We start from the raw sequence: 23,315 nt of genomic DNA on the forward strand, positions 1-23,315 counted from the left end.
GTTCAGCCGCCGGACCTGTTCTGTGGGGATTCCTTCCAGATTCTCCTACCGGCCTCTCGCTCGAACCGGCCGAAGGTGGGATGGTTCAGATGACCGGCCGCCACCAGGGTTCGATCTTCTTCGAGTTGGCCCAGCTTCCGGCGCCGGGTCATGACAGCCAACTCCGGATCGGCGTCGAACCTGTGCACCCAGCCGGTTTCGGTCGCCACGACCGGGTGGTGGATCAGGTCGCCGAGGATGAACAGCCGCTCGCCACCCGACTCCACCAGAAAGCTGGTATGGCCGGGGGTGTGCCCCGGTGTGGCTACCGCCGTCAACGAACGGGTGACCCTGTGGCCGTCGGAGAAGGTATCGAGCAGTCCGATGTCCCCCAAGGGCAGGGCTTGGCGGGCGATGTTGGGATGGTTCTCGTCTCGGGACGCGAAGAACGCCCAGTCGTCTTCGGAGACCAGGTACCGGGCGTTCTCGAAGCGGGGGGTGATGGTGTCCCCGTCGTACACGAGGTTCCAACCGACGTGATCGGCGTGGAGGTGGGTGAAAGCCACCGCGTCGATGTCCCGTGGGAGCAATTCCATCTCGGCCAACCGGGCCGGCAGGGCTCCGCGTGACTTGGCTGCGCCCGGGGGACCCAGCTCGGGTCCCCACCCGGTGTCGATCAGCACGGTCCGGTCGTCGCCCTGCACGACGAAGCAGTGGAAGTTGACCATCGTGTTGCCCGTATCGGCATCGAGCAGGTCCAGGTACGGCGCCCACGCGTCATCGGGAACGGAGGGGTAGTGCCAGCCTCGGTCGAAGTCGTGGGCCTTGTCCCTGATGGCTGTGACGTGGACGTTGCCGATGCGGATGGTGGTTCTCACGCCGGTCCCCCATTCTCGACGGTCGGGCGCCGGTAGCCGGCCCGCTCGCATAGGGCGGTCAGGCGTGCGTTTGCCTCTTCGACAACGTCAGACGGATCGACGGTGGTCAACCGGCCGTGGCGCTTCAGGATCCGTCCATCGACCATGACGGTGTCCACGTTCGCCGGCTGCGCCGAGTGCACGATCGCCACCGCGGGATCGCGAGCCGGCGCCATGTTCAGGGCATCGGTTCTCACCATTATCAGGTCGGCGCGTTTGCCCACGCTGAGCGATCCTACGAGATGATCCAGGCCCAGGGCCCTCGCTCCGTCGATCGTGGCCAGCTCCAGAGCGCGGCGAGGGCTCAAGGCCTCCGCATCCAGGTTGGCGATGGCCTCCAGCCCGACCGCCACCCGCATCGCCTGGAACACATCCGCGCATGCCGAGATGGCAGTGGTGTCGAGCGAGAGGCTGACCGGGATCCCCGCCGCCAAGTGTCCGTTGATCGGCGGGGCGCCCATCCCCAGCCGGAGAGAGGACAGGGGACTCATCGACACCGGGATCCGGTTGGCAGCGAGTCGCTCACGCTCGCGAGGAGAGATGTACAGGCAGTGGGCGAGGAGCATGTCGGGCCCCAGGAGTCGCTCCTCGTGGAGGATGTCCACCTGGCGGATGCGTTGGACCTCCGCCTGCGTCCCGGCGCAGTGCATCGAGATCGTCAGCCCGTTTTCCCTGGCGAGCGCCCATTCCTTGCGGTAGACCTCGGGCGTCGAGCGGGCCGGTCCGCGAACCCCGACACCGAGCGTCAGCAGGCCGTCCGACTCCGGTAGCCTCTCGTCGGCGACCCGGCGGATGTTGCCGAAGTCCATGACCTCGTCGGGCATGACACCGCCCTTCTCGAGGATGGCGCGCATCTTCTCCATGGGCATCGACGGGTGCGCGGAGGGAGCGGAATAGGAGAAATGGACCCGGGTGCCCAGCCGGCGGTGGACCTCGAGGTTCGCCTCGGCGTCCTCGTATCGCATCAGGTTGTGCGACCAATCATGAACGGTCGTCACACCGGCCGCCAGCCCCTCGGCCATCCCCAACGCGACCCCTGCCGCGAAGTCCTCGGAGGTGAAGGACCCTCCCAGCCTGCCCTTGGTCGCAAACCACCCGTGGCGCTTCCCATCGCCCACCACACCCCTGAGGAGGGTGCCCCACACGTGCCAGTGCGAATCGACGAAGCCGGGCATGGTTATGGTGTACCGTCCGTCTATGGCTTCGGCGCCCGCGGCAGGAAGCCGGGACCCGATAGCCACCAACTCGCCGTTCTTGATTTCGAGGTCCGCTCCGGCCAGTTCGCCCAGGGCAGGATCCATGGTGAGGGCTGTCGTGCCCCGGATGACATAGTGGCCACGGCGGGGAGGCTTATTGAAGACCATATGCGGAATCCTCGACAGGGCACTGGCGACCGGGGCTACGGTAGTGTTCCAGCACCGTTCTGCATACAATATACGCAACGCCGAAGGGCACATACGTGACTTCCGAACCAACTGCCACCGTGCCTAGCGGCTCCTTGCTCACGGCGGTCGCGCCGGTCAGCGCGGAGGAGGCGGTAACGGCCGCTCTCCGGGACGCCATCCTCAGCGGCCGCCTCGTACCCGGCGAGCGCCTGGCTCAGGCGGAGTTGGCCGGGCAACTGGGCGTGAGCCGCATCCCGCTGCGTGATGCGCTCCGGCGACTCGAGGAGGAAGCCCTCGTCAGGATCGACGGACGGCGGGGTGCCTGGGTGACAGCGCTCACCACGCGCGACATCGCCGAGGTGTACGAGCTGAGGATCATGCTGGAAGGCCGCTGCATACGGTATGCAGTGGAGAACCTGTGGGGCGAGGAAGAACTTCGGGCGGAGGTACTGGAGTTGTCCAGACGCATGGATGAAGCCGGCCAGGATGTCATGGAAGGAAGGGCCGCCCGGCGCGAGTTCTACTACGTTCTCTACTCGCACGCCGGCCGGCCCCGGATGCACCGCCTCATCATGCAGCTCCGCGATAACGTCGGTCGATATCACGTACTCCAGGACACCGACCTGTCGCACGCGGCGCACTCGGAGGTGCGCCGCTGCATCGAGAGCGGCAACGGGGACGGCGCGGCCAGAGCCGTCACGAAGCATCTCGAGGAAGCACGCAACGACTTGCTGGCAACGATGACGGGGGAGTCCCCCACCGCTCCTGTCCCGTAGTCGTCCTGCGCCGGCCCGAACATCCGCAGCGAGACGAGCGCGTGTCGGGGCAGGAGGCGTCGTCCGCATCTCCGGTCCTGGCATAATGTATACAATCCGAAAGGAATCGTATGACCCCCTTTGTGACCGCGTCCGGCGGGAGGTGACATGTACCGGGTAGCCATCGACGTAGGCGGCACGTTCACCGACTGCCTTGTACTCGACGAGCGGAGCGGTGACCTTCGCCAGTTCAAGGCGCCCACCACTCCTCCCGATCCGTCTGTCGGCTGTATCGATGCCCTGTCCAAGGCGGCCACCGCCTACGACCTCGGGCTGCCGGACTTCCTTGGCAAGGTCGGCCTCCTGATCCATGGCACGACCCTGGCGACCAACACGCTGATCAACGAGGACGGCGCCAGGACCGGCATGATCACGACCAAGCACTTCCGGGACATGCTCGAGATCCGGCGGGGCTACAAGAACGTGCGGATCTCCATGTACAACGTCTTCGTCCCGCCGTACAAGCCCTTGATCCCGAGGCGTCTCCGGCTGGAGGCGGAGGAGCGCGTGCTCTACACAGGCGAGGTTCTCACCCCTCTCAATGAGGATGAAGTGAGGGAGGCAGCCCGCAGGCTCGGCGACGAGGGCATCGAGTCGGTCGCCATCGGCTTCCTGCACGCCTACGCCAACCCGAGCCATGAACTCCGGGCCGCCGAGATCGTGCGCGAGGAACTGGGCGCCGACGTATACGTGACCACGTCATCCCAGATCCTCCCGGTGTGGCGGGAGTGGGAGCGCTTCTCGACGATGGCCGTCTCCGCTTACACCGGTCCTGCCGTGAAGCGATACCTGCTGGCGCTCGAGGATCGGCTCGCCGGCAACGGATTCACCGGCAGCCTGATGATGATGCTCTCGGACGGTCTCGTGGAGACGGTCGAGAACTGCATTCCGCGAGCCGTGTACCTGATCGGATCGGGACCGGCCGCCGCCCCCGCGGGAGCCGTCCACCTCGGGGCGGAGACGGGACACAAGAACCTGCTCAGCTTCGACATGGGAGGAACATCCATCGATATCGGTGTGATGATGCGGGGAGAAGTCCCCACCACCACCGAGGGGTGGGTCCAGGACGAGCGGGTGGCCATCAAGATGGTCGACATCGTCTCGGCCGGGGCCGGAGGCGGCTCGATCGCCTGGATCGACTCGCTGGGCCTGCTGCGGGTGGGTCCGAACTCGGCGGGGAGCGATCCCGGACCGGCTTGCTACGCCAAGGGCGGGCAGGATCCCACCGTTACCGACGCCGACCTCGCGCTCGGCTACATAGATCCGGATTTCTTCCTGGGAGGCGAGATCCGGCTCGACGCAGGAAAGGCCAGGCAGGCGATCATGGAGCGGGTGGCCGAGCCCCTCGGGATGACCCTGGAGGAGGCGGCCCAGGCGATCATGACCGCAGTCAGCTCCTTCACGGCCGACGAGATCAACGAGGTCTCCACCCGGCGGGGAATAGATGTCCGCGACCTGACACTGGTGGCCGGGGGTGGGGCCGGGCCGGCGCATGCCGCGCTCATCGCCGATCTGCTCGGCTTGCCCCATGTGATCATCCCCTCCGTGGCCTCCACCTACTCGGCGTTCGGGATGTTCGCCATGGACGTGGGCCGCAACTACGCACGCTCGTACATAACCCGCTTCGTCGATCTCGACGCCGACCGCGTTCAGGCCCTCTACGAGGAGATGGAGCAGGAGGCCGTGGCCGGGTTCGAGGAGATGGGCTACCAGGCCGATGACGTGAGCTTCCACCGCACCGCCGACCTGCGCTACATCGGCCAGTTTCACGAAGTGGAGGTCGAGATGCCCATCGACCCCGGACGGGATCCGGCCGAGACTGCCGAGGAGACCTTCCGGGCCAGCGTGTTCCGTGACGCGGGGGGAATGGAGATGCTGGACGCCGTCGAGGAGGCCATCGAGAACTTCCATGCCAAGCATTACGACCTCTACACCTTCAACATGCCATGGCAGGGGGTCGAGTTGCTGACGTTCCGCCTGCGGGCGACGGTGCCGAAGGCCCCCTTCGAGCTCCATCGGATCCCGGAGGGCGGATCCGATCCTTCGAGGGCGCTCAAGTCTCATCGTGACTGCTGGTTCGACGGCGCCCGGGTCTCCACCCCGATCTTCGACGGTGGCCGCCTCCGGGCGGGCAACCGTATTCCCGGCCCGGCGATCATCGAGGAACCGACCACTACGGTGGTGATTCCCGCATCGTTCACCGCCACGGTCGACGCCCGGCGCAGCTACCACCTGAACCGCAACGGAGACGTCGACGAATCCGCAGGAGGCGCGCTATGAGACCCGACACCATCGACCCGATCACGCTGTCGACCGTCTGGAACTCGTTCCAGAGCATGGGGCGGGAGATGCGCTACGTGATCGACCGGACGGCGCAGAACTACCTCATCGCCCAACTCCACGACATGGCGGCCGGTATCTGGGATGCGCAGGCCCGCACGATCGCGGTGCCCGAAGGACCCACGTCCATGTTCCTGTCCCAGCAGTTCTCGGTGGAGTACATCCTCGACAAGTTCGGCGACGACCTCCATCCGGGGGATGTGATTATCTGCAACGATCCCTACAAGGGTTACTGCAACCATCTTCCGGACTGGGGTTTCTTCAGGCCGATCTTCTACGAGGACGAGTTGGTGTTCGTAGCGCTGACCCGCGGGCACCAGATGGACACGGGAGGAGCCTTCCCCGGCGGGTACTTCCCCAATGGCTACGACATCCACGCCGAGGGGTTGATGATCCCTCCGACCAAGATCTACGACCGGGGTCGGGAGCGTACCGATGTCCTCGAGTTGATCTGGAACAACGTCCGCTGGCCGGCCGGGGTCAAGATCGACAACTACGCGCTGATGGCCGCCCTCCAGGTGTGCGACAACCGGATCGTGACGTTGCTGGACAAGTACGGTGTCCCAACCGTCAAGGAGGCGGTCGAGGAGATGCTCGACCGGATGGAGGCCAACGTTCGGGCCCAGCTGTCCGAGGTTCCCGACGGGACCTATTACGGGGAGTCGGCCACTGACGACGACGGCACCGTGCTCGACGAGCTGGTGTGGGTCCGTTGCGCGGCCACCATCAAGGGCGACGAGCTGATCCTGGACTTCTCCGAGAGCGATGCGCAGCGGCCCGGCTTCGTGAACTGCGTGTACTCCTCCACGTACAGCCGGGCGGTGGCAGGGAGCTTCCTCTACTTCGATCCGGCCTACTCGGAGTTCCACAACGAGGGCAGCATGCGTCCCATCACGGTGATCGCTCCCGAAGGTTCGGTCTGCAACGCCCAGTACCCGGCGACGGTGGGCGGATCGCCTGTGAATGTGGGGACCCAGGTGCTCGAGGCCACGGTGAGCGCACTGTCGAACGCCATGCCGGACAAGGCCATCGCCGGATGGGGACGAAGGCGAGGCCACTACATCGCCGGCATCGACCCCCGCACCGGGGAGCGATACGTGCAGACCACCACCGATGCCGACGGAGGTTCTGGCGCGGTCTGGGGCTACGACGGATTCGAAGGGGCGATGGGAATGTCCGGCCTGGGCTCGATCCAGCGCGGCAGCGTGGAGGAGATAGAGATCCGGTTCCCGTGGCGAGCCGTGCGCTACCACTACGTTCCCGACATGTCCGGCGCCGGTCGCTGGCGAGGCGGCTCGGGAATGCTCTGGGAGGTGGAGAACGTCGGCGGGGACGTCGGCGTGGCCACCGGTAGCTCGGACGGCGACCTGACCCAACCCCCGGGAGCGGTCGGGGGCGAGGATGGTCCGCTGTCGCGGATGTACCTCCGCAGTGGTGATGAGGTGATACCCGCCCGGACCCACCGGATGGTCCAGGTCAAGAGCGGGGAGATCCTCGGGAAGGTCAGCGGTGGGGGAGGTGGGGTAGGCGATCCGGCCGAGCGTGATCCCGAGAAGGTACTAGAGGATGTCATGAACGAGTGGGTGACGCCCGAGCATGCCCGGAAGGTCTACAAGGTCGCCATCGATGCGGAAACGATGGAAGTCGACCAGGAGCAGACGCGGCTGCTTCGCAGTGCCACGGCAGCTGAGTCCGACAAGACCGACGACTAGTGGTCTATCTGCGAAATAACCGGGCGTGGTCTGGCGGTCATCGGTGTCCCGTCGCTGCGTTCCGCTTCCTCGACGTACCGCTGCGGGTACGCCTTCGTCAGCGGGCCTTGCGAGGAACACCGCTGCCGACGCCATACCACACCGCCATTCCACAGACAGAACACTAGACCCGGCATGCCCGAACCGAGCCCGCCGACGGATCTGGAGATTCTGGAACGGATGTGGCTCATCAGGGCCTTCGAGGAGAAGGTCTCCGAGCTGTACGCAGCCGGTGAGGTGGTCGGGCTGATCCACCTCGGTATCGGCCAGGAAGGGTCGGCGGTGGGGACCTGCGCCGCGCTCCGGTCCGGCGACTACGTGTTCGGCACCCACCGATCCCACGCCCATGCCATAGCCAAGGGAGCGGACATCCGGCGGCTGATGGCCGAGATCGCCGGTCGATCCACCGGCTACTGCAAGGGCAAGGGCGGATCGATGCACATCTCGGCGCCGGAGGTGGGGTTCATCACCGCCACCGGCGTGGTGGCCGGGAATCTGCCCCTGGCGCTCGGTGCTGCCCTGACCAGCGTCACCCGGAAGGAGAACCGGGTCTCGGTGGCCTTCTTCGGCGACGGGGCAGGGCAGAGCGGCCCGTTCCACGAGAGCCTCAACCTGGCGGCGCTCTGGAAGTTGCCGGTGGTTCTGGTGTGCGAGAACAACGGGTACGTCGAGTTCTCGCCTCTGTCGGCCCACACGGTCGTGGAGCGCCTGGCCGACTACGCCACCGTTTACTCGATCCCTTCGGTCACTGTCGACGGGGGCGACGTCCTGGCCGTCAGGGCGGCGGTCGAGGATGCGGTGGCTGTCGCCCGAGGGGGTGCCGGCCCGGCCTTTGTGGAAGTTCTCACCCACCGGTTGCGCGGTCATTACGAGGGCGATCCTGCCCGGTACCGGACGCTCGCCGAACGGGACGAGTGGAAGCAGCGGGACCCCGTCGCCCGCTTCGCCGGGCGCCTGCGCGACTGCGGGGTGCCTCGAGAGTCCCTTGATGAGGCCGAGGTGTCGGCCCGGGCCGCGGTTGGCCGGGCGGCGGAGGAGGCCCTGGCGGATCCGCCGGCCGATCGGCGGGACCTGACCAGTGACGTCTACGTGTGATGGCTGCCCGGATTCGCTACATCGAGGCGGTGCGGCAAGGCTTGCGGTCCTCCATGCTGTCAGACCCTTCGGTGATCGTGCTGGGAGAGGACGTCAGGCCCGGCGGACCGTTCGGCGCCACCCGGGGACTGGTTGACGAGTTCGGGGAGGCCCGGATCCTGGACACCCCTATCAGCGAAGCCACCGTGATGGGCATGGCCGCCGGCGCCGCGGCCACTGGTCTGCGGCCCGTCGTGGAGATCATGTTCGTCGACTTCGTGACCCTGGCGATGGACCAGCTGGTCAACCATGCCGCCAAGCTGGGCTTCATGACCGGAGGCCTCCTGCGTGTTCCGCTCACCGTCCGGGTCCAGGGGGGCGTCAGTGGAAGATTCGGCGCCCACCATTCCCAGAGCCTCGAAGCGTGGTTCACGCATACGCCGGGCCTCAAGGTGGTTGCGCCCGCCTTCCCCGGAGACGCCCGGAGGCTCCTGGAGGCGGCGATCGCCGATGACAACCCGGTGGTCTGCGTGGAGCACCGCGCTCTTTACTGGAAGAAGGGCGAGGTGTCGGGCGATGAGCCGGGATCGGGAGCGGTGGTCCGGCGGTCGGGTGACGACGTGACGATCGTCTCCTACTCGAGAATGGTCCACTCGGCGTTGGAGGCGGCGGCCACCCTGTCCGCCGACGGAATCGAGTGCGAGGTGATCGACCTCCGCTGGCTGGCCCCGCTCGATCTGGAATCGGCGCTCGAATCGCTGCGCCGCACGGGTCGGGTAGTCGTCGCCCATGAGGCCGTCGCCACCGGCGGCATCGGGGCCGAGGTTGCGGCCCGTCTCCAGGCGGCCGCCCACGGCGCGCTGGTGGCGCCGATCGCAAGAGTCGGGGCTCCGTTCGCGCCGGTCGGCGCCGCGCCCGAACTGGAGGACGCGTTCGTCCCCGGCGCCCGAGACATCGTGCACGCTGTTCGCGGGCTGCTCGACGTGGCCGCCCCGGCGCGGATCGACTGAAGGAGGACGCTCGTGATCCCGGACCTACCCGTTGACCGTCTCACCGACTACCTGAGCAGGATGCTGATCATCCGCCGTTTCGAGGAGGGGCTGATCGAGCTGGCCGGCGAGTACGACATCGGTCACTTCCATGTGTACATCGGCCAGGAGGCCACCGGCGTGGCCGCGCTGGCCCAACTCGAGCCGGGAGACGTGGGTTTCACCACCCACAGGAACCACGGTCACATCCTGGCGAGGGGGACCGACCCGGCGGCCATGTACGCTGAGATCCTGGGAAAGGAGACCGGCACCAACCGCGGCAAGGGAGGCACCCTCCACATCGCCTCGGTCGAGCACGGTTTCCCCACCACGTCAGCGGCCACCGGAGGGTGTACCCCGCTGGCGACCGGCGCCGCTTTCGCCTTCTCGCGGCTCGGTCAGGATCGGGTATCGGTCTGCTTGTTCGGCGACGGGGCGCTCGAGGAGGGCACCTTCCACGAGTCGATCAACATCGCCGCCCTCGAATCCCTCCCGGTCATCTACCTGTGCGAGAACAACAGCCTGGAGGCGCTCGGGCAGAAGGCCAACGAGTATCCGTCGTCGACTATGGCGGCAGCCCCTCTGACCGACCTGGCCGCTGCCTTCAAGGTGCCGACGATCACGGTCGACGGCACCGACTCGGGGGCCGTCCACGAAGCGATGTCGACCGCCATCGGTCGAGCCCGCCGCGGCGGGGGACCCACCTTCATCGAAGCCCTCACGGTGCGCTGGCCGGGGAACCGTCCCCTGTGGCCTCAACTTCTTACGGGCTCGACCGATCTCTCCTACGCCTGGGACGCCTCGGCGATCCCGGACGATTACGCGGTATGGCACAGCGAGCAGGATGGCCTGCTCCGGTACGTCAGGGAGTTGCTCTCGGCCGGCATGCTGACCGGAGAGGAAGTCCTGGCGATCGACGAGCAGGTCACGGACGAGATGGGGAAGGCCGTCAGGTTCGCCCTCGACAGCCCCTACCCCCCGCCGGCCGCCGCCCTCGAGTCCGTCTACGCCTGAGGAGGATGGGAATGCGTGAAATGCTCTATGCCGAGGCGCTTGTCGAGTCCCTTAGGCGCCAGCTGGCCACCGACGAGCGGGTCCACCTGATGGGCCTGTACTTCCTGGGCCTGACCAAGCACCGGGCGATCATGGCCGAACTGCACCAGGAGTATCCGGGCCGTGTGTACCACCCGCCCATAGCCGAGGTCGGCTACGTGGGCGTGGCGATAGGCGCCGCCGTAGCGGGGCTCCGGCCGATCGTCGATATCGCCACCGCCAGCTTCATGTTCCAGGCCTTTCCCCAGATCGTCAACGAGGCGGCGAACATCCACTACATGTCCGGTGGGGCCACGCGGGTGCCCATGATCTTCCACTTCAACCACGGGATCCGGGGTGGGGGCGCCGCCCAGCATTCTCACAGTCCCCAGGCGATGCTCTGGAACACGCCGGGCCTGGAGATAATGGCGCCCTCCACACCACGGGACGTGCTGGGTCTGGTGAACACCGCCGCCGCATCCGACAACCCGACCGCCTGGGTGGATCACGTACGGCTGTTCGACACGCGCGGACCGATTCCCGAGGACGATGGATTCTCGATCCCGTTCGGGGTGGCGGACGTGAAGCGCCCTGGCGGGGACCTGACCCTGTTCGCCTCGTCGTGGATGGTGGTGCGTGCCTTGGAGGCCGCAGAGGCCCTCAGCGCCGAGGGAATCGAGGCGGAGGTCATCGATCCCCGCACGCTGTCCCCCCTGGACGAGGAGACGATCCTCGAATCGGTGGCCAAGACCGGACGGCTGGTCGTGGTGGACGAATGCCACCGGCGCTGCGGCGTAGCGGCGGAGATCGTGGCGGTGGTCACGGAGAACTCGCTCGGTGACCTCGTAGCCCCTCCGGTACGTGTGACCGCGGCCGACGTCCCCATCCCGTTCAGCCCTCCGCTCGAGCAGCACGTGGAGCCGACCACCGGCAAGATCGTCGCCGCCGGCCGGGCGGTGATGGGAGCGACCGCGGGGTAGGCCACTCCGTGGCGTGCCCTCAAAGAGCGATGCCCTGCTTTGTGAGAGCCTTCGACGCCCCGTGCGGCCTGTCGCCTGATAAGGGCCTGCGCCGGCAACGCAGGGAGTGGACCGCCGGTGGAGCCCGGTCGTGATGGCTTTGGGCCGTCCACCGTTGCGGTTGGAGGACCGACCTCTGGTTACCGGCGCCGGCCGGTACGTGGGCGATCTGGTGGATGCCGGTACGCTCCACTGCGCATTCGTTCGCAGCCCGGTGGCCCACGGCAGTGCGGTTACATCGGACCTCGCCGATGTGCGGGATCTCCCCGGCGTGGTTGCCGTTCTCGGCGCCGACGACCTCGGACTGCCGGATATGCCGTCATCGCCGAACCCCGGTGCGCCGGAGGCCGCCGGTATGGGCCAGCCGCCGCTGGCCCGCGATCGTGTCCGCTACGTGGGCGAACCGATCGCGGTTGTGGTCGCCGAGTCGGCCGCGCAAGCAGTCGACGCCGCAAGCATGGTGTGGGTCGACTTCGAGGAGTTGCCGGTCGTGGATGCCGCGTCCGCGCCGGCGGACCAGATGCTCCTCTTCCCCGAGGCCGGCTCCAACGTAGTGCTTCGCAAGACCATCGCCACCGAGGGGCAGCGTCCCGCCGTTGAGATCGAGGCCTCCGTCGAGGTGGAGATCCCGAGGCTGTCGCCGGTGACCATCGAGCCCCTGGCCATCCTCGTGCGCCCTGCCGGGCGGGGACTCGAGGTCTGGTGCGGCCATCAGACGCCTAGGAGTTTCCGGGATCAACTCGCTGCGATGCTGGGCCTCGAACCGTCGAGGATCAGGGTCAGGGTGCCGGACGTCGGTGGTGGCTTCGGCACCAAGGGCCAGTTCGATCCGGAGTACCCGGTCGTCGCGGCTGTCGCCCGTCGCCTGGGTAGGCCCGCCGTCTGGCTACAGACCCGGACCGAGCAGCTCATGTGCGGAGCCCACGGTCGGGCCCAGCACATCTCGATGCGGATCGGTGGCGATCGTGACGGGCGGATCCGTTACATCGTCGCTGACCTGGTGGGCGACGCGGGGGCTTACCCCTGCGCCGGATCGCGTGTCCCGTTCTTCACCCAGTCGGTGATCCAGGGACCGTACGACGTCGAGCATCTCGAAGCTGTCACGACCGCGGTGGTCACCAACCGGGCGCCGACCGGCCCTTACCGTGGCGCCGGAAGGCCGGAGGCGGCCATCGCGATCGAACGAGCCGTGGACGCGTTCGCCGAGGCGGTCGGGCTCTTGCCCGAGGACGTGCGGAGACGCAACTTCATCGATGCGGCCGATTTTCCGTACACGAGCCACACGGGGTCGATCTACGACTCGGGCGACTACGCGGCCGCGCTGGAGCTGGCCCTGGAAACGGTCGGGATCGACCGGTGGCGGCGGCTCAAGGCCGAGCGTAAGGCCGCCGGTGGCGACCCCATCGGCATCGGGATCGGCGCATTCATCGAACGCGCCGGCGGTGCGGTCGGGTCCGGCGAGTACGGGAGGGTTGAGCTGCGGGGCGATGGTGGCGTGGTCGTCCGCACCGGCTCCGCCGCGGCCGGCCAGGGACACCGCACAGTGTGGTCTCAGATCGCCGCCGGCGTGCTGACCGTTCCCGTAGAGAGCGTCACGTTCCACGCCGGAGACACCGGCGAGGTGGCAGGTGGCGTGGGCAGCTTCGCGAGCCGTTCCGCACAGCTCGGAGGCTCGGCGATCCTACGGACCGCCCGCGAGGTTCGGACCCGGACCGCATCCGTGGCTGCCGGGATGCTCGAGGCGTCGGAGGCGGATCTCGTCCTGGTGGACGGGAGCTTCGGCGTGGTCGGTTCGCCCGGTGCGGAGGTCACCCTCGCTGAGGTGGGCGCCCGGGCGGAGGCCATCGGCGTCGAGCTGGCCGCCGAGGAGATGTACATAGGAGAGGCGCAGACCTTTCCCTTCGGAAGCTACGTGGCGGTGGTCGAGGTGGAGCGCGAGACGGGTGAGGTGCACCTCCTGTCGCTTGTCGCGGTGGACGACTGTGGCAACGTGCTGAATCCGATGATCGTCGAGGGCCAGGTGCATGGCTCGATCATGCAGGGGATAGGGCAGGCGCTGCTGGAGGAGGTCGTCTACGACGCCGAAGGCCAGCCGCTGAACAGCAACCTGGCGGGATACCTCGTTCCTACGGCTACCGAGGCCCTTCCGCTCGAGACCCGGCGGACGACGACTCCGGCGCCCGGCAACCCGCTCGGCGCCAAGGGAACGGGGGAGGCGGGTTGTATCGGTACGCCGGCGGCCATCCTGAATGCGGTGCACGACGCCTTGGGTGGAGACGGCGTCACCTCCTTGAGCTTCCCTCTCACGCCGGCCCGGGTGTGGGCGGCGATCCGGTCCCTCTGACAGTCCCGGCGGGTGCTGAGCCCTCGCTACCGGTGGCGGTCCGGCGCAGGGAGAGCGGTTCGTCCAGCAGCGGCTACGCGTCCTCTCCAGCGACGCGAAGCACGATCTTGCCGACGTTGCGCCTCGAGCCGAGGTCGGCGTACGCCTCCCGGATGCTGCTGAGAGGCCGGACGGAGTCGATACCGGGATCGATCCTCCCGGCCGCCGCCAGGTCGAGGCAGCGGCGCATTCCCCGGCGGGTGGATCCAGAGCTCCCGTAGATCGCCACCCGCGACCTGAACAGCCAGTTGTTGTTCAGCTCGACGAGCGGTCCGGCGTGCGACCCGCACACGACCACCCGGGCCCGGTTGCGGAGTGTCTTGAGCGTCTCGGTCCACACCCGGGGGTTGCTGGCCGGATCCAGGTAGACGGTCACGCCTTCCGGCACGATCCCGCGAACCGTACCGGCGAACCCGGGTTCGGCCGTGTAGTCGATGGTTGCGTCGGCGCCTGCCGCCACCGCAAGGGCGGCGCGTCCGGGGGATCCGGCGGCGCCGATCACGAACGCACCGGCGAGCTTGGCGAGTTGTACTGCGGCGTAGCCGATGGCGCCCGACGAGCCGGCCACCAGCACGACATCGTCCGCCGTCAGCCCCACCCGGGAGAACATCTGCTCGGCCACGGGGAACGAATGGGCGAGGGCGGTGGCATTCGCATGGCCGAGGCCGGGCGCGATGGCGAACACGCTGCGCTCGGGGACGGTCACGAACTCGGCGTGCCCGCCCCACCGGTGGACTCCCACGTTGTGCAAGTAGGGGCAGGAGTCGTCCTGGCCGCGCTCGCAGGAGTCACAGGCGCCGCACGCTATCGGGGGTTTGACCACCACGCGTTGGCCCACCTCGAGCGTGGCGACCCGTGAACCGATGCCTGCTACCACCCCGGAGGGGTCGATGCCCATCACATGCGGGAAGGACAGGTCGGCCTTGTGGGCCCGTCCCGACATGGTGAAGAGGTCCTGGTGGTTGACCGCCACCGTATGGACGCGGATCAGCACCTCGTCGTCGGCGGGCGCCGGAATCGGCAGGCGTGTCTCCACGAGGTGCTGGGGACCGCCCAGCTCCGTCAGGGCCACCGCCCGCATGGTGCCGGGCTGATTCACGGTTTTCTATCCGATCGGTAGTGCATCGGCCTCGTGTTGCGGAGGGTGGCCGGACGGGTCATGACCACCGAGATTACCCGCCGCACTCCCCGATCCCGGCGGTACCGTGGCCGCCCCGAGACGGGAGTCACACTCGGTCGGCTTCGCGATTCCTGGACGCCCGGACCATGATGGCGGCGCCGGCGAGAGCCAGAGCGCACAGTGCCGCCTCCGCCACGGGTAACCCGGAACCGACCAGCGGAACGGATAGGTCGCGCTGGATGATCCCGGTCGTCACCGCACCCCCCGTGGATCCGCCGAGGAAGAACCCGAGATAGAAGATGCCGATGGCTATCGACTGGTTGGGGCCCTCGAAGCGCTCCGTCACAGCATCCACCAGCGGAGGCGTCAGGAGCCCGAAGCCGAGGCCCAGGGGTATCCCGATCACGGCGACGGAAGCGAGGCTGCGGTCTATGCCCAGGACCGCGAACAACCCGGTACCCACGAACAGGAAAAGCAAGGAGACCACCGTGGTGCCGCCGTGACCGAACCGGCGTACCACGATGCCGTTGACGGTCGACGCGACCGCGACCGAGGCGGCTGCGGGCACGAGGACCAGCCCGATGCCGATGGCGTCGATCACATGAACCCTCGCCAGGGCGGACGGTAGGCCGACCACCGTGCCGAGGTAGGAGGCGCTTCCCACGAACCCTGCCGCCACTAGCGGTAAGTAGCCACGGTTGAGTACGACCGGCAGGGGGATGAACGGCGCCGGATGTTGCTTCGCTCTGCGGGCGGAGAATGCAGCGCCCAGCACGGCCGCCACGATCGCGCCGCCGGTCAGGAAGCCGGCCCCCTCTACGGGGAGTCTGTTCATGGTGAAGACGAAACCGCCGATCATCAACAGCACGAACCCGGCGCCCGCGTAGTCGAGGCGATTGGCCGGATCGCCGCGCTGGGGCTGGTCGTACCATACGAAGGCGGCCACGGGCGAGATGAGCATCCCGATCGCCACGGCGGCTCGCCAGCTGACCAGGTCCACGAGCAGCCCACCGATCATGGGGCCCAGCGCCTGGGCGATTCCTACCACCGCGGTGACGATCCCGTAGGCGAACCGGCGGCGCTCCGGAGAGAATCTGGTGGCGAGAATGGCCACGGAGAGGGTCGGTATGGCCCCCGAACCCGTTCCCTGGATGATCCGGGCCGCGATCACTACGGGCAGCGTGGGGGCGACCACGGCTATGAACGATCCGAACGCTAGGACCAGTATGCCGAACGCCAGGGTTCGCCCCAACCCGAAGCGCGCCGCAAGCCTCCCGTAGAGCGCGGTCGCCACCGCGAAGGCCCCCGAGTAGCCGAAGACGACCCAACCGACATCCGCCGGTCCGGCGTCGAAGGCCTCGGCTATGGCAGGCTGGGAGACCGCCGATGCAGATGTGTTGGCCACGGTCAAAAAGACGGCCGCCGACACCATCGTGAGGATGGCGGTGGGAGAGAGACGACCCTTAGGCGTTGACACCCGGGGCATCCGTTCGATGGACCCCGAAGGTATCCGACGGCCGTCGAAACGGTTCCGGTTGGAGCACGGTGTGGTGGACGGAGCGAGGTAGGGAACGGGAGTGCCGGTTCCTCGTGAGCCGCATCGGTACCTCCGCTAACCTGTATACAGAGCACTGTATACACGTCCCTGGAGGGTGTGCGATGACCGACCCGTTACCGCTCCGCAGGCGCAGGTGGGGGCGTCCCGATGGCTAGTCCGAAGATCGAGATCAGCCACGTCGACAAGTACTACCGCAAGGCTGCCGCGTCCGGGACGCGTTTCGGCAGGCGGGGGAAGCAGCACGGGACGGTCCAGGCGCTGCGTGACGCCAACCTGACGGTTGCGGAAGGTGAGTTCGTCAGCCTGATCGGGCCCAGCGGATGCGGCAAGACCACCCTCCTGAAGTGTCTGGACGGTCTGGTGCCCTACGACGCCGGTGAGGTGAGGGTCTCGGGCAAGCCGGTGACAGGGCCCGGTCGTGACCGCGCCTTCGTCTTCCAGCAGTTCGGGTTGTTCCCCTGGCGGACGGTCATGGGGAACGTGACCCTTCCCCTCGAGGCCGCCGGCAAGTCGAAGTCGGAGCGCGAGGAGATCGCCTGGAAGTACATCCGGATGGTGGGCCTGGAGAGCTTCGCGAACCTCCATCCCCACGAGTTGTCCGGGGGCATGCAGCAACGGGTCGGCATAGCGAGGGCGCTCGCCGTGGATCCCGAGATCCTGCTTATGGACGAGCCGTTCGGCGCCCTGGACGCCCAGACCCGCGAGCTCATGCAGATCGAACTGCTGAGGATCTGGGACAAGACTCGGAAGACGGTCGTTTTCGTGACCCACAGCGTGGACGAAGCACTCTTCCTGTCCCGCAAGATCGCCATCATGTCGGCGCATCCGGGCACGATCAACGAAGTGATCGACGTGCCGTTCGCCTATCCACGAACCGAGGGAGACCTCAAGCGCGACCCTGTGTTCGCCGATATGCGTTACGACATCTGGAACAAGCTCCTACCGGGCCAGACCGTCGAGAGCTGATCTGCTCCGCCGTCTGGCACTTCGGTGTGCCGGATCGATCCTTACCTGACCGGCTGCCCTGTTAGACGCGGCGCGGGACCGTATCGCGGATCTTCGTGCTGTTGTGGTTCACCATCGTGTACACAGGCACGGCCCGCCGGGAGAAGGCGCCGAGGGGGCACCGGGCATCGCCCCAGTCGATCATGGCCAGGACGGAATCGGCGGACGAGGGACTGTCCACGTGGATGTCGAACACCAGCCACTGGATGTGGACCGGCTTGTCCTCGAACCCATGCTCGCCACGAAGGTCGAGGTGGGTGGTGATGTTCATGCGCATCCCTTCAACTTCGCAGTCCGCGAACGCGGCGCCCTTGGCGTACCAACCCAGCATGCAGAAGGCGATCCCGCTCAGGAAGTAGCGGATGGGGCTCGGGCCTCGCTCGTGCCCGCCCCGCTCGAACGCCTCATCCCCGAAGAAGGTGAACTCCCGGTCGTACTGGATGAAGGAGGAACTAACGCTCACGTCTTCGATGGTCTCGGCCGACACGTAGGGATGGACCAGCCCGGCCGCGTGGTTGCCGCCGAGTTTCTCGACCAGTCCGAGGTAGTTGGATTTCAGCTTGTCGTGATCGACGATCCCCATCGTCTATTTCCTCCTGTCTGCTTGAGGCATGCCCGACCGGGCGATCTGCGCCCGTACGATCGGTAGCACGGACCGGCTCACCGTTTCGAGGGTCTCCTCGAAGCGGTCGAACTGGTTTCGCACGTCGAAGGTGAAGTGATCGAACCCCCGGTTGTAGTACTCCAGGACTCCGGCCGCCACGTCATGGGCGTCACCAACTACCACCACGCCCCGGATGTCATCAAGGGTTCGGAAGGCTCCGCCGGGCGGCGTGACCCAGTTGCGCTTGCCATCGCGCGACATCCGCTCCACGTTGACGCCGCTACGGGCCCGTTCCCGGTCGTCGTCGAGGATCGTGCGGGGTGTGGCCGACAGGAAGAGGTGGTCGATGCTCCCCAGAAGCTCCCGCATGTAGGAGAGCCGGGCGTCGACCGTGGTGAGCGGGACGGTGCCGGCCAGCCAGCCGTCCGCGTGGCAGGCGGCTATGCGCGCTGCCCGCCGCGAGGGGCCCCCGTAGAGGATCGGCAGCGGATGCTCGAGCTTGGGCTCGAGGGAGGCGTGGTGAACCCGAAAGATCTCCCCCTCGAAGGTGACCCCGTTCTCTACCCACAGCCGGCGGACGATCTCGATCATCTCGAGTACCGCCTGGTGTTTCCGGTCGGGGTCGATCCCGGCCGCACGCAGTTCGCCCCCGTGTCCGGCTCCGAAGCCGGCAATCACGCGTCCGCCCGTGAGGTAGGACAGGGTCAGGTACTGCTGGGCGACCCGGATCGGGTGGCGCACCGGGATCATGACTCCTGTCCCGATGACCAGGCGTTCCACCAGGGTTCCGAGGCCGAGCAGCGTGGTGAACGGCTCGAGGAAGGTCATGTCGGTGTGTTCCTCGTGGCTGTGCGGATGCCAGAGGAGATGGTCCCGGGCCCACACTGCGTCGAAGCCCAGATCCTCGATGAGCGTGATGCCCTCGATCAGGCGGGTCCGGGAGGCGTGGGGACCGAAGTGGGGTAGCAGCACCCCGAAGGTCATTCCTGTGTCCGGCCTCCGGAGAGGATGGCTTTCCGGTTGCAGGCTCACGTCTCCCAGGGTCCGGGTTTCAGAAGGCCTTCGGTCGCCAGGAGGACAACCGGGCTTCCACCGCTTTCGTGATGGTGACGATGGTCCCGCCCAGCACCATCAGGAGCAGAGCCATGGCGAAGAGCCGGTCGGTGTGGTACGCGGCCCGGGCGTCCCGGATCACGAACCCGAGTCCGGGCACACCGATCAGGAACTCGGCCACTATGACCGCGATGAGAGCCCGTTGCACGGCGATGCGGAGGCCGGTCGCCAGGAACGGTACGGCCCCCGGTAGGAGGATCTTCAGGAACATGTGCCGGTCCCGGACGACCAGGAGACCGACTGTGGCGAACACCAGTACCACACCCTGTATCAGGGAGAGCCATCCCGCCGCGGTGGCCAGGAAGGCGATGACGAGCAGGATCGCTCCCGCCCACTCCTCAACCGCACCCTTGCCGCCCCGCAGGTTGAAGGCGTAGGAGACCTCGTTGTACTCCTTCATCAACTCGTGTACCCCGGCCGCGGTGGAAAACGCGATGAGAACCGAGCAGGCCACCACGACGCTGGCTATGACAAACCTGGACAAGGGAACCTCGACTCCGCCTGCCAGGAAGCGGTCCGCGATCCCGAACCAGACCACCATGATCGGTACGAAAGCCACTCTGGGCACCGAGTAGATGGCCGCCAGGTAGGGGTCGAGCGCCACCCGGAAGACCCGGTAACGGCCGATGAGGAATCCGAGGATCACCCCGACGATGAACGAGAGCACGATGCCCACCACCAGCGCTCCCAAGGACTTGAGGAGCAGCTGCCAGAAGCTCCCCTCGATGTACGGGAGCACCTCCTCGGCGCCGAGCAGATGCCAGAGTTCGCCGGCGGTCCTGGTGGGCTGCGAATACCATTCGGGCTTGCGGCCTCCGAACACCTGCCACAACGCCAGGAACACCACGATGCCGCTCAACTGGAGGATCCTCACGCGGCTGATCCGGAACGGGCGCCGCGGCTCCTCGCTCGAGCGTGAGGCTGCGTCCGTGGAGGACCCGGTGGTCATACCGTCTCCTTGATGCTCCACGGGGTCACCCACCGCTCGAGCAGCCTCAGGCTCAGGTTGATAGCGACTCCCACGGCCATGACGGTCAGCATGGCGGCGAAGGTCGTATGCATGCGGAACTCGTTCGTCTGGTTGCTTATGAGGCCGCCGATGCCGTTCGCCTCGAGGAAGAATCCGGCCAGCACCACGCCGACCATCCCGTGGAGCAGGCCGAGCCGGAGCCCGGTGATGATGTAGGGGGCGGTGGCCGGCGCGACGATCTTGGTGAGGATCATGCCTTCCGGTATGGAATAGGACCTCGCCACGTCCACATACTCGGCGTTGGTCACTTTGATGCCGTCGCGAACGGTGAAGAAGACCTCGAAGAAGCTGAACAGGACCACCACCAGCACTTTGGCGCTGAACTGGTAGCCGAGCCACAGGGCGATGATCGGGAGCAGGGCGATCTTGGGCGTCATGAACACACCCACGAAGACCGGCTCCACAGTGGTGTCTATCGAGCGGTAACGTCCCAGGAGAAAGCCGAGCAGGACACCGGCCACCGCCGAGATGGCCAGGGCTGTGAACATGATCGCCAGATCGGCTCGCCATGCTTTCCACAGGTCGCCGCTGACGGTCATTTCCCAGAGAGCGTCCCGGGTCCTGGTTGCCGACGCGAAGGTGACGGTACTGGTGCGCCGTCCGAAGACCTCCCACCCGGTGAGGATGACCGCCAGGGTGAGCACCCGGATCGTCCAACTCGACCGGAAGATGTCCAGCACGCGCATTAGGGGACCGGCGACCCTGGAGGGTGGGAAGGTCGAACCCCGCTCCCGGGCGGTCAGGGTCTCGACTGCTGCCATGTCCGGTTGCTCCCCGTGCGATCAATGCGCCAACGAGAATGCCGAGCATCCGGCCGCCGCCCGCATCCTCGGGCCCGGCGCCGTTGTCCGGCACCCTCCGCGAACCTTAGCCAGGACCCCCGCAGGATCGTGACCTGGCGATCCTGCGGACCGCCGGCTCCATCGAGAGACCGGCGGTCCACAGGTGGTTCCTTCTTCCCGGCCCTGCCTACATCCGGCCGAGGATCTCCAATGCTTTGTCCTGGAACTCGAAGGTGACTAGTTCGTCGACGGTGTAGGCCCGGTCGACGGCCTCGAACTCGAGGGAGGTGTCGAGGGTGGTCTGCATCAGGTCGTGATCGAGCGACCCGTTCACCGGCCACATGTCCAACTCGTGGATAAGCCCGTCGTAGTCGATGGCGGCTGCTTCCGGCGTGAGCCGTTCGATCTTGGACAGCGCGTACTCGATCCAGCGATCCTTGTCCTCCAGCGCCCAGCGGGCCGACTTCAGCGAAGCGAGGTTGAACGCCAGCGCGAGATCCGGGTTGGCTTCCACCCAGGCCCGCTCGGCGTACCACACCGAGGAGATCTGCGGGTTGGACTCCCAGCCCGCGCACAGCATGTTGTATGCGCCCTCGCCCTCGTTGAGGGTCAGCTGGGTGAGACGCCAGGTCGCCGAGATACCCCCGACAACCTGCCCCGACGTGATCGCCTGGGTCGCCTCACCGGTATGAGCGAGGCGGACCAGCTGCACGTCGTCGACGGTCATACCAACGTCCGCCAGGCACTTCTGGAGGGTCTGGCCGGTGATCTGGTTCAAACTCTGCGTCGCCGCAACCGGGTGACCCCGCAGCTCCTCCATCGAGCTGACCGGCGCCTTGGCGGCGATGATGAACGAGTTCTTCTGGTCGTCACCACCGAAGGCAACGAAGTCCGAACCGGCCGACACCGCGTTGGCCATACCGGCCAGAGACAACTGGCCGACCTCGACCTCGCCGGCGATCGTCGCGGCTACCAGCGGGTCGGAGTCCAGCAGGCGGAACTCCACGTCAAGACCGAAGTCGTCACGCAGGAAGTCCATCGTCCGGAACGCTCCGGTAAGCGACGCGTTCGGGAAGCCGGAGCTGCCGACGACCACCGACTGGCCCTCGATACGGGACCGGATGTCGGCGATCATCGCATCCGCATCCATCATCGCATCGTCGGCCATCGGTCCGATGTCCGGGTTGCGCTCGGCGACTCCGAGGATCTCGAGCGCTTTGTCCTGGAACTCGAAGGTGACTAGTTCGTCGACGGTGTAGGCCCGGTCGACGGCCTCAAACTCGAGGGAGGTGTCGAGAGTGGTCTGCAGCAGGTCGCGGTCAAGAGACCCGTTGACCGGCCACATGTCAAGGTCGCCAAGGAGGCTGTCGTAGTCGAGGGATCCGGCTTCGGGGGTGAGCCGTTCGATCTTGGACAGCGCGTAGTCGATCCAGCGCTGCTTGTCCTCCTGCGCCCAGCGGGCCGACTTCAGCGAAGCGATGTTGAACGCCAGCGCGATGTCCGGGTTGGCCTCGACCCAGGCCCGCTCGGCGTACCACACGGACGAGATCTGGGGAGCGGCCTCCCAGCCGGCGCAAAGCATGTTGTAGGCGCCAGGACCCTCGTTGAGGGTCAACTGGGTGAGACGCCAAGTCGCCGAGATACCCCCGACAACCTGCCCCGACGAGATCGCCTGCGTCGCCTCGCCCGTATGCGCCAAACGCACCAGCTGGACGTCATCGACGGTCATACCGGCGTCGGCCAAGCACTTCTGGAGGGTCTGGCCGGTGATCTGGTTGAGGCTCTGGGTGGCCGCCACGGGCTGGCCGCGGAGCTCTTCCATCGAGCTGACCGGCGCTTTGGCGGCGATGATGAACGAGTTCTTCTGGTCGTCACCACCGAACGCCACGAAGTCCGAACCCGCTGACACCGCGTTGGCCATACCGGCCAGGGACAGCTGGCCAACCTCGACCTCACCCGCGATGGTCGCGGCTACCAGTGGGTCGGAGTCCAGCAGGCGGAACTCCACGTCAAGACCGAAGTCGTCACGCAGGAAGTCCATCGTCCGGAACGCTCCCGTGAGCGACGCGTTCGGGAATCCCGAACTGCCCACGACCACCGACTGGCCCTCGATACGGGACCGGATATCGGCGATCGAGTCCGCATCCATCATCGCATCGTCGGGCTCGTCGGCCATTGCCTGGGTAGTGGCCGGTGCCTCGGTTTGCTGGGTCGCTTGCGTTGTCGGTGCCTGGGTATCCGGGGTCGTATCCTCATCGCCACCGCAGGCAACGGCGAGCAATGCGAACCCGAGCATCAGGGCCAACAGCCTCTTGTATTTCATCCGAACTCCCTCCGGTAAGGGGCAGGGTGCGCGAGGAGTCCCGCCACCTCTGGTCCA

At 66.9% G+C, this 23,315-nt stretch carries 18 protein-coding genes; 9 read left to right on the forward strand and 9 right to left on the reverse strand.

Translation table 11 applies throughout. The features are described 5' to 3' along the window. Positions 1–2: 2 nt before the first annotated feature. Together ACOQPD_RS14095 and ACOQPD_RS14100 are read right to left on the reverse strand one after the other, a co-directional pair. The gene (locus tag ACOQPD_RS14095; RefSeq protein ID WP_420612594.1) at positions 3–857 is read right to left on the reverse strand and encodes an MBL fold metallo-hydrolase; all 855 of its coding nucleotides are present in this window, start codon (positions 855–857) and stop codon (positions 3–5) included. Further along, positions 854–2,260, reverse strand: coding sequence for an amidohydrolase family protein (locus ACOQPD_RS14100; RefSeq protein WP_420612595.1), 1,407 nt, complete (start codon positions 2,258–2,260; stop codon positions 854–856). Before ACOQPD_RS14100 ends, ACOQPD_RS14095 begins: the two co-directional genes overlap by 4 nt. Positions 2,261–2,355: 95 nt before the next feature. Here ACOQPD_RS14100 and ACOQPD_RS14105 point away from each other — a divergent pair, with 95 nt between their 5' ends. The 8 genes from ACOQPD_RS14105 to ACOQPD_RS14140 all read left to right on the forward strand — a co-directional run bounded on the left by ACOQPD_RS14105 (position 2,356) and on the right by ACOQPD_RS14140 (position 13,684). After that, complete coding sequence (locus ACOQPD_RS14105) at positions 2,356–3,057, forward strand: GntR family transcriptional regulator (RefSeq protein WP_420612596.1); 702 nt, start codon at positions 2,356–2,358, stop codon at positions 3,055–3,057. Positions 3,058–3,204: 147 nt separating this feature from the next. Continuing rightward, entirely contained in the window at positions 3,205–5,376 is a 2,172-nt protein-coding gene (locus tag ACOQPD_RS14110) for a hydantoinase/oxoprolinase family protein (protein WP_420612597.1), read from the forward strand. Further along, positions 5,373–7,148: a hydantoinase B/oxoprolinase family protein gene (locus ACOQPD_RS14115; protein WP_420612598.1), complete on the forward strand. Its 1,776-nt coding sequence runs from the start codon at positions 5,373–5,375 to the stop codon at positions 7,146–7,148. Before ACOQPD_RS14110 ends, ACOQPD_RS14115 begins: the two co-directional genes overlap by 4 nt. A gap of 174 nt (positions 7,149–7,322) precedes the next feature. Continuing rightward, positions 7,323–8,282, forward strand: a complete 960-nt coding sequence (locus ACOQPD_RS14120; protein WP_420612599.1) for a thiamine pyrophosphate-dependent dehydrogenase E1 component subunit alpha — start codon at positions 7,323–7,325, stop codon at positions 8,280–8,282. Beyond that, positions 8,282–9,271, forward strand: a complete 990-nt coding sequence (locus tag ACOQPD_RS14125) for an alpha-ketoacid dehydrogenase subunit beta (protein ID WP_420612600.1) — start codon at positions 8,282–8,284, stop codon at positions 9,269–9,271. Before ACOQPD_RS14120 ends, ACOQPD_RS14125 begins: the two co-directional genes overlap by 1 nt. A gap of 12 nt (positions 9,272–9,283) precedes the next feature. Next, positions 9,284–10,303 carry a thiamine pyrophosphate-dependent dehydrogenase E1 component subunit alpha gene (locus tag ACOQPD_RS14130; RefSeq protein WP_420612601.1) on the forward strand — a complete coding sequence of 340 codons (1,020 nt, stop codon included), beginning with the start codon at positions 9,284–9,286 and terminating at the stop codon, positions 10,301–10,303. An 11-nt stretch (positions 10,304–10,314) separates the two neighbouring features. Continuing rightward, on the forward strand, positions 10,315–11,301 hold the full coding sequence (locus ACOQPD_RS14135; protein WP_420612602.1) for an alpha-ketoacid dehydrogenase subunit beta: 987 nt from the start codon (positions 10,315–10,317) through the stop codon (positions 11,299–11,301). A gap of 133 nt (positions 11,302–11,434) precedes the next feature. Next, entirely contained in the window at positions 11,435–13,684 is a 2,250-nt protein-coding gene (locus ACOQPD_RS14140; RefSeq protein WP_420614395.1) for a xanthine dehydrogenase family protein molybdopterin-binding subunit, read from the forward strand. 73 nt (positions 13,685–13,757) lie between these two features. On the opposite strand, the gene ACOQPD_RS14145 is transcribed toward ACOQPD_RS14140, so the two are convergent. Both ACOQPD_RS14145 and ACOQPD_RS14150 read right to left on the reverse strand, forming a co-directional pair. Beyond that, positions 13,758–14,822: an alcohol dehydrogenase catalytic domain-containing protein gene (locus ACOQPD_RS14145; RefSeq protein WP_420612603.1), complete on the reverse strand. Its 1,065-nt coding sequence runs from the start codon at positions 14,820–14,822 to the stop codon at positions 13,758–13,760. Between the two features lie 127 nt (positions 14,823–14,949). After that, a complete protein-coding gene (locus tag ACOQPD_RS14150) occupies positions 14,950–16,320 on the reverse strand; it encodes an MFS transporter (protein WP_420612604.1) in 1,371 nt (456 codons plus the stop codon). A gap of 228 nt (positions 16,321–16,548) precedes the next feature. Between ACOQPD_RS14150 and ACOQPD_RS14155 the strand changes: the two genes are divergently transcribed. Continuing rightward, entirely contained in the window at positions 16,549–17,367 is an 819-nt protein-coding gene (locus tag ACOQPD_RS14155) for an ABC transporter ATP-binding protein (protein ID WP_420612605.1), read from the forward strand. Positions 17,368–17,428: 61 nt separating this feature from the next. Here ACOQPD_RS14155 and ACOQPD_RS14160 read toward each other — a convergent pair whose 3' ends face one another. The 5 genes from ACOQPD_RS14160 to ACOQPD_RS14180 all read right to left on the reverse strand — a co-directional run bounded on the left by ACOQPD_RS14160 (position 17,429) and on the right by ACOQPD_RS14180 (position 23,258). Further along, on the reverse strand, positions 17,429–17,989 hold the full coding sequence (locus ACOQPD_RS14160) for an OsmC family protein (protein ID WP_420612606.1): 561 nt from the start codon (positions 17,987–17,989) through the stop codon (positions 17,429–17,431). A 3-nt stretch (positions 17,990–17,992) separates the two neighbouring features. Further along, the gene (locus tag ACOQPD_RS14165) at positions 17,993–18,994 is read right to left on the reverse strand and encodes an LLM class flavin-dependent oxidoreductase (RefSeq protein ID WP_420612607.1); all 1,002 of its coding nucleotides are present in this window, start codon (positions 18,992–18,994) and stop codon (positions 17,993–17,995) included. 67 nt (positions 18,995–19,061) lie between these two features. Continuing rightward, positions 19,062–20,072 carry an ABC transporter permease gene (locus ACOQPD_RS14170; RefSeq protein WP_420612608.1) on the reverse strand — a complete coding sequence of 337 codons (1,011 nt, stop codon included), beginning with the start codon at positions 20,070–20,072 and terminating at the stop codon, positions 19,062–19,064. Further along, positions 20,069–20,914, reverse strand: coding sequence for an ABC transporter permease (locus tag ACOQPD_RS14175; RefSeq protein WP_420612609.1), 846 nt, complete (start codon positions 20,912–20,914; stop codon positions 20,069–20,071). Before ACOQPD_RS14175 ends, ACOQPD_RS14170 begins: the two co-directional genes overlap by 4 nt. A 208-nt stretch (positions 20,915–21,122) precedes the next feature. Further along, complete coding sequence (locus ACOQPD_RS14180; RefSeq protein WP_420612610.1) at positions 21,123–23,258, reverse strand: ABC transporter substrate-binding protein; 2,136 nt, start codon at positions 23,256–23,258, stop codon at positions 21,123–21,125. Positions 23,259–23,315: the final 57 nt, after the last annotated feature.

It is taken from the genome of Candidatus Spongiisocius sp. (assembly GCF_965221825.1).
GTDB lineage: Bacteria > Actinomycetota > Acidimicrobiia > Spongiisociales > Spongiisociaceae > Spongiisocius.

Excerpts from the sequence above, each read along its gene's own strand:
- ACOQPD_RS14100 (WP_420612595.1), bottom strand. The coding sequence starts at position 2,260 with ATGGTCTTCAATAAGCCTCCCCGCCGTGGCCACTATGTCATCCGGGGC.
- ACOQPD_RS14110 (WP_420612597.1), top strand. The coding sequence starts at position 3,205 with ATGTACCGGGTAGCCATCGACGTAGGCGGCACGTTCACCGACTGCCTT.
- ACOQPD_RS14115 (WP_420612598.1), top strand. The coding sequence starts at position 5,373 with ATGAGACCCGACACCATCGACCCGATCACGCTGTCGACCGTCTGGAAC.
- ACOQPD_RS14120 (WP_420612599.1), top strand. The coding sequence starts at position 7,323 with ATGCCCGAACCGAGCCCGCCGACGGATCTGGAGATTCTGGAACGGATG.
- ACOQPD_RS14125 (WP_420612600.1), top strand. The coding sequence starts at position 8,282 with ATGGCTGCCCGGATTCGCTACATCGAGGCGGTGCGGCAAGGCTTGCGG.
- ACOQPD_RS14135 (WP_420612602.1), top strand. The coding sequence starts at position 10,315 with ATGCGTGAAATGCTCTATGCCGAGGCGCTTGTCGAGTCCCTTAGGCGC.
- ACOQPD_RS14140 (WP_420614395.1), top strand. The coding sequence starts at position 11,435 with ATGGCTTTGGGCCGTCCACCGTTGCGGTTGGAGGACCGACCTCTGGTT.
- ACOQPD_RS14155 (WP_420612605.1), top strand. The coding sequence starts at position 16,549 with ATGGCTAGTCCGAAGATCGAGATCAGCCACGTCGACAAGTACTACCGC.
- ACOQPD_RS14160 (WP_420612606.1), bottom strand. The coding sequence starts at position 17,989 with ATGGGGATCGTCGATCACGACAAGCTGAAATCCAACTACCTCGGACTG.
- ACOQPD_RS14165 (WP_420612607.1), bottom strand. The coding sequence starts at position 18,994 with ATGACCTTCGGGGTGCTGCTACCCCACTTCGGTCCCCACGCCTCCCGG.
- ACOQPD_RS14170 (WP_420612608.1), bottom strand. The coding sequence starts at position 20,072 with ATGACCACCGGGTCCTCCACGGACGCAGCCTCACGCTCGAGCGAGGAG.
- ACOQPD_RS14175 (WP_420612609.1), bottom strand. The coding sequence starts at position 20,914 with ATGGCAGCAGTCGAGACCCTGACCGCCCGGGAGCGGGGTTCGACCTTC.
- ACOQPD_RS14180 (WP_420612610.1), bottom strand. The coding sequence starts at position 23,258 with ATGAAATACAAGAGGCTGTTGGCCCTGATGCTCGGGTTCGCATTGCTC.